Here is a 4,718-nt window from a genome sequence, read left to right as displayed (position 1 = left end):
TGACCATCTCAGGCGCCGTCCTTCCCGTTGTCGTCGTTCTCGAGCGCGGCGACGAGGTCGGGCTTGAGGCCCTTGCCGTCGACCGCGATGTGCTGGTCCTCGGGCCGGTCGGCGTTGCGGCGCTCGATCTCGGTCTTGAGGTCGGCGACGCTGCGGTCGCTGTACCCCTTCTCCTGCTCGGCCGCCGGCTCCGGCGTGGCGTACACCGGCGGGAGCGGGACACCGCTGGGGTCCAGCGGGTCGGTGTCGAGGAGGGTGTAGCCGTCGGGGACGGCGTCGTACTGCCGGCGGAGCACGGTCAGCTCGTGACCGGTCTCCTTCTGCTTCACACGGACGTGGTCGGCCATGGGGGTCTCTCCCTGGGTCAGAAGGTGAACGTGAACTCGTCGAGGGCCGCGAAGTAGCCGTCGTCGTCTTGCTCGGCCATGTCGCCCGGGTTCCGCTGGGGCGGCGTGGACGTCTCGCCCTCGACCGTCAGGGCCCGGCCGTAGAGCGCGTCGCGCACCCGCCGGCGGTAGACCTGGACGTTGCCGATCGTGCGAGCGCAGGACCGGACCGCGAGGACGTAGCCGTCGAGGTCGCTGGTGCCGTCGAGGGTGGCCTCGCCGTTCGCCTCGAACGCGAGGTGGAGCTCGACGTACTCGTCGGGCAGCGCCCCGTCGCTGTCCTTGCGGAGCAGGTCGAGGTCGTCGAGCTCGTACCCGTCGACGTCGGCCGCGGTCAGGCGCGCGCGGACGGCGGCAATGATGCCGGGCTCGGTCACGGCGCTCACGACCAGAACCAGCCGTCGATCTTGGCGCCGAACTCGCGGTAGAACGCGGGCCGGACCATCGGCAGGGTGCGCCCGAGCGGCCGGTGGGGCCGCTGGTTCCGCGACCCGGTCTCGAAGGCCATGTTGCCCTGCGGCTTGCTCGCGTCGGAGCCGTACTCGGCGGCGTACACCGCGGCCTGCGAGGCCACCGACGCCTGGGCGCCGTGCACCTCCGAGGTGTACGCGCGGTGGTGGTGCTTGCCGTGCGCACCGGAGGTCTGCTTCGCGTTCGCGGCGGCGAGGCGGGAGCCGACGGCGGCGCCGTCACGCACGGTTGCGACCGAGTCCCGCGCCATGCGGGGCGGGAGGCGCGCCAGGTCGCCGGCGAGGTCGGTGAGGCCCGAGTGGTCGACGCGGGTACGGAGCATCACCACTCCTTCGGTCGCATCGCCTCCACGAGGGGGAGGCGGCGGGCTGTCTTCTGGTCGGCGCCGACGGCCTTCACGACCCGCCACACGGTCCCGGCCCACTCCCCCGCGTAGACCTCGATGAGGTCGTCGTCGCGGAGGTCGCGGGTCAGGGCTGGCACGTGGCCGATGTTGGTGGCGCCCTCGAACACGTACTCGCCGATGCGGACGCGCTGGGAGCCGCTGTCGCTGCTGGCGGTGCCGTCGAGGCGGAAGGGGAGGTCGGGGTGGGGGGTGGTCCACGTGGGCCGCTCGAGCTGGCCGGGCACGGGCGCCCCGGGCGGGCCAGGGCGCCGGACCCGCACCCGAGACGTCATGCGGTCCTCGGCGTACCCACGGAGCTGGTCGAGGCCGGCGGCGAGCTGCTCGTGAAAGTTCAGCATCGGCGGTCGGGGGCGAAGGTCGGGCGGGTGGAGAACCCTTCCTGGGAGGTGCGCGGCAGGAGGAGGGCCCATCCCCACCAGCGGTCGTCGAAGTCGAAGCCGCGGGTGTCGGTGCTGTTCTCCCACCGGTTCGTCACGGTGCCGTCGTCGACGGCGACAGTGGTGGAGGTCTGCCCCTGGCGCAGCGCCACCGCTGCGCGCTCGGAGACCGTCTCGAGCACGACGTAGTCGAGCGTGTCCTGGTCGAGCTGCTCGGTGGGGCCGAGGCGGTTCTTGATGACGAGCAGGACCGAAGTGATCCACCGGTTCCACTGCTTGTACAGCGGGGAGTCCTGGTCGGGGGCGGGGCGGCCGAGGTTCTCGGCGACGTCTGTCGGCGTGACGGTCACGGCCGCCCCACCTCCTCTCAGGAGTCGGTGCTGTTGTGCTGGTCGACGAGCTCGATGAGCTCGTCGCGGGTGGCGTCGTCCTTCACCTCGAGGCCGAGGGTCTTGGCGTACGCCGCCCAGGCGTCGACGCCGGAGCCCTTGCCGGCGCGGGGCGGCTCGCCCGCGTCGGAGCCGGAGCCGGCCGCGTCGGCGTCGGCGTCGGGGTCCTCGCCCGGAGAGGTGGGGCCGGTGGCCCACGCCTTCGGGTTGGTGATCTCCTTCGCCACCGCGTCCGGCACGACACCGGGCGGGTAGGTGGTCGCGCCGACGGTCACGTAGGCGGTGATCTTCTTGCCCATGGCAGGTGTTCCTTCCTGGATCAGAAGACGTCGGCGGAGAACGTCAGGTCGGGGTTGGCGAGCACGGGCAGACCGATCCCGACCGCGTTCGTGAAGTACGACAGCGGGTTCGGCTGCTTGTAGACGCCGGCCACGATCCCGGCCTCGTCGCCGGCCAGCCCGTACTCCTCCTCGAGGGACTCCGCGGTGGTGCCCCACAGGGTGGCGCCCATCTCGGAGGCGTCGGCGACGGCGTAGTCGCCGTCCTCGCCCTCGACCAGCGGAGCCTGGTCGGCGGTGAACACCAGCTTGTCCTCCGCGATGACCCGCACGGTCTGCTTGTTGACCGCGACCTGCGCGTCGTACGCGACGAGCGGGGGCAGCTCCTCGGAGGCGAGCAGGTCGTCCAGCTCCGCGCGGTTCACGCGGGTCCGGCCGGTCTGGGTGCCGGCGATGGCGGCGATGACCTCGGCGTTGCGCTGCAGCAGCGAGATGACCCGCTGCGAGGTGAGCGCGGCGGCCGGGGAGGCGCCGTTGCTGGCCCGGTAGGTGTCACGCCAGGCGATGAGGTTCTCCAGCGCCGGCGCCGTGAGCGTGGTCCACGGGGTGCCCGCGACGACGGTGTGGGTGCCCTTGCGGCCGTAGTCCACGGACGCGACGACGCCGCCCTCGTTGATGACGACCTTGCCCGTGGTGAGGGCCTCGCCTCGCGCGAGCTCCATCCGGGCCGCGACGGCGCGGGCCATGCGGTCGGCGTCGTCGTAGATGGCGTTGACGATCGCGTCGTCGCTGGCCTGGCGCAGCTTGAGCCGGTCGTACTCGCCCAGCTTGATCTGCCGCGACACCGGGGGCAGCTGCCCCGACACCCGGACGGCGCCCGGGCGGGACCCGAACCGCGAGGGGGTGTCGTAGGACCGGAACGTGGCCGCCTCGATCAGACCCTCGCCGCCGCGGGTGAAGCGGTAGTCGATGTCGTCGATCGGGCGGTCGGGCAGGAACCGGCTGAGCCGGAACTGGTTGACCGCGAGGTCCTGCAGGCGCTGGCGGACGTAGCCGGTCAGCTCCGTCGGCTCGATGTAGTCCGTGTTCAGGTACATGTGTGCCTCACTCGAAGGTGATCCGGCCGTCGACGTCGGCCTTGCCGGCAGCGTCGATGGCGATGGGAAGGTTGACCTCGACGACGCGGCCGTGCTCGTAGAGCGGGGCCTGGACGTCGGCGGTGGGGACCGCGCCGGGCTTCGTCGGCGTCAGGAGGAACCCGGCGAGGGTCTCCCGGCCGTCGGCGGCGGCGTTGTCGTAGGGGCCGTAGAGGCCGGTGGCGGTGATCTTGCCGAGCGGGGTGCCGCCGCGGATGTACCCGTTGGGGTAGTGGGTGGCGGCGGTGAACGCCGAGGTGTCGAGCGTGATCGACCGGGCGAGGTCGATGCCGTGGGCGGCACCGATCCAGGTCTGGTCGTCCTGCCCGAAGTTCTCGATGCGGACGGAGAGGTCCATCTCGTGTCACTCCTTGGGGTCGAAGAGGGGTGGTGCTGGGTGGTGGTTCAGGGGCGGGGCGGCCCCTGGGGCCACCGGTCCTCCGTGGACCCCGCAGGGAGGGTCAGGAGGTCTTGCTGCGGCGCGGGTGACGCTGGCGGGCCCGCTCGCGGCCGCGGTCGACCGAGGGCTTGTCGTCGGCGTCGCCGCCGGCGCCGCCCTGGGTGCGGTCCGGCTTCGGCTTGCCGTTCCCGCCGCTGTTCCCGCCGCCGTTGTCCTGGTCGCCGTCCTTGGGCGCGAGGCGGGCGGCGAGCTTGTCGAGCGCCGCCTGGTCGCGGGTGCTCTTGAGGAGCTCGAGGTCGGCGGTGTCGGTGATGCGGTGCCGGGTGGCCAGCGCGAGGACCGTGTTCTCGTGCTTGATGTCGGCGAGCTGCTGCTGCACCGACTTCAGGACGTCGCCGTCGTCGCTCTTGCCGTCGGCGTCGCCACCGAGTGCGGACAGGAGCCCCTTCTTGAGGTCCGACAGCTGGTTCTCGAGCTGCTTGCGGGCGGTGCGCTCGGCGTCGAGGGCCTTCTTGCCGCCGTCGCCGAGGGTGTCGTCGCCGCCCTTGTCCTGCCCGCCGGTCTTGTCCTTGTCCTGGGGGTCGCCCCCGGACCCGGACTTGCCGTCCTTGCCACCGTCGTCCTTGCCGGGCTCGCCGCCCTTCCCGCCGCCGTCGCCACCGTCCGCGCCGCCGTCGTCGGCCATCATCGTGAAGCCGCCGAACGTGGCCTGGTTGCGGGCGATGGTGTGGTTCAGCCAGGCCGCGTCGCGCGGGCTGAGCTTGAGTCGCTTCACTGGGTTCCTCCGTCGCGGAGTTCCCCTCGGCCTCGCGCCTCGGGGTGGTCTGTGGGGGCTACGTGATGTAGCCGTGGAGCCGGAGCAGACGGATCCGCTC

9 protein-coding genes are annotated in these 4,718 nt (G+C 72.2%); all 9 read right to left on the bottom strand.

The genetic code is table 11. The features are described 5' to 3' along the window. Window positions 1-8 precede the first annotated feature (8 nt). The gene (locus KK617_RS18435; RefSeq protein WP_277501650.1) at window positions 9-347 is read right to left on the bottom strand and encodes a hypothetical protein; all 339 of its coding nucleotides are present in this window, start codon (window positions 345-347) and stop codon (window positions 9-11) included. 17 nt (window positions 348-364) lie between these two features. Further along, window positions 365-772 carry a hypothetical protein gene (locus KK617_RS18430; protein ID WP_277501649.1) on the bottom strand — a complete coding sequence of 136 codons (408 nt, stop codon included), beginning with the start codon at window positions 770-772 and terminating at the stop codon, window positions 365-367. Continuing rightward, the gene (locus KK617_RS18425) at window positions 769-1,179 is read right to left on the bottom strand and encodes a hypothetical protein (protein ID WP_277501648.1); all 411 of its coding nucleotides are present in this window, start codon (window positions 1,177-1,179) and stop codon (window positions 769-771) included. Before KK617_RS18425 ends, KK617_RS18430 begins: the two co-directional genes overlap by 4 nt. Continuing rightward, complete coding sequence (locus KK617_RS18420; RefSeq protein ID WP_277501647.1) at window positions 1,179-1,601, bottom strand: DUF6093 family protein; 423 nt, start codon at window positions 1,599-1,601, stop codon at window positions 1,179-1,181. The genes KK617_RS18425 and KK617_RS18420 overlap by 1 nt, the downstream gene beginning before the upstream one ends. After that, the gene (locus KK617_RS18415; RefSeq protein ID WP_277501646.1) at window positions 1,595-1,990 is read right to left on the bottom strand and encodes a hypothetical protein; all 396 of its coding nucleotides are present in this window, start codon (window positions 1,988-1,990) and stop codon (window positions 1,595-1,597) included. The genes KK617_RS18420 and KK617_RS18415 overlap by 7 nt, the downstream gene beginning before the upstream one ends. 17 nt (window positions 1,991-2,007) lie before the next feature. Then, complete coding sequence (locus tag KK617_RS18410) at window positions 2,008-2,328, bottom strand: hypothetical protein (protein WP_277501645.1); 321 nt, start codon at window positions 2,326-2,328, stop codon at window positions 2,008-2,010. A gap of 20 nt (window positions 2,329-2,348) precedes the next feature. Then, window positions 2,349-3,404, bottom strand: a complete 1,056-nt coding sequence (locus KK617_RS18405; protein ID WP_277501644.1) for a major capsid protein — start codon at window positions 3,402-3,404, stop codon at window positions 2,349-2,351. A gap of 7 nt (window positions 3,405-3,411) precedes the next feature. Further along, complete coding sequence (locus tag KK617_RS18400) at window positions 3,412-3,801, bottom strand: head decoration protein (RefSeq protein ID WP_277501643.1); 390 nt, start codon at window positions 3,799-3,801, stop codon at window positions 3,412-3,414. Between the two features lie 103 nt (window positions 3,802-3,904). Further along, window positions 3,905-4,618 (bottom strand): hypothetical protein, encoded by a 714-nt coding sequence (locus KK617_RS18395; protein ID WP_277501642.1) that lies wholly within the window; start codon window positions 4,616-4,618, stop codon window positions 3,905-3,907. Window positions 4,619-4,718: the final 100 nt, after the last annotated feature.

This window comes from Nocardioides sp. ChNu-99, assembly GCF_029493445.1.
Classification (GTDB): domain Bacteria; phylum Actinomycetota; class Actinomycetes; order Propionibacteriales; family Nocardioidaceae; genus Nocardioides.
The sequence above is the reverse complement of the archived record's forward strand: the minus strand, read 5'-3'. Positions and strand labels throughout refer to the sequence as shown.

What these genes read in the sequence shown, in the direction of transcription:
- KK617_RS18435 (WP_277501650.1), bottom strand. Translation starts at nt 347, where the DNA reads ATGGCCGACCACGTCCGTGTGAAGCAGAAGGAGACCGGTCACGAGCTG.
- KK617_RS18425 (WP_277501648.1), bottom strand. Translation starts at nt 1,179, where the DNA reads ATGCTCCGTACCCGCGTCGACCACTCGGGCCTCACCGACCTCGCCGGC.
- KK617_RS18420 (WP_277501647.1), bottom strand. Translation starts at nt 1,601, where the DNA reads ATGCTGAACTTTCACGAGCAGCTCGCCGCCGGCCTCGACCAGCTCCGT.
- KK617_RS18410 (WP_277501645.1), bottom strand. Translation starts at nt 2,328, where the DNA reads ATGGGCAAGAAGATCACCGCCTACGTGACCGTCGGCGCGACCACCTAC.
- KK617_RS18405 (WP_277501644.1), bottom strand. Translation starts at nt 3,404, where the DNA reads ATGTACCTGAACACGGACTACATCGAGCCGACGGAGCTGACCGGCTAC.
- KK617_RS18400 (WP_277501643.1), bottom strand. Translation starts at nt 3,801, where the DNA reads ATGGACCTCTCCGTCCGCATCGAGAACTTCGGGCAGGACGACCAGACC.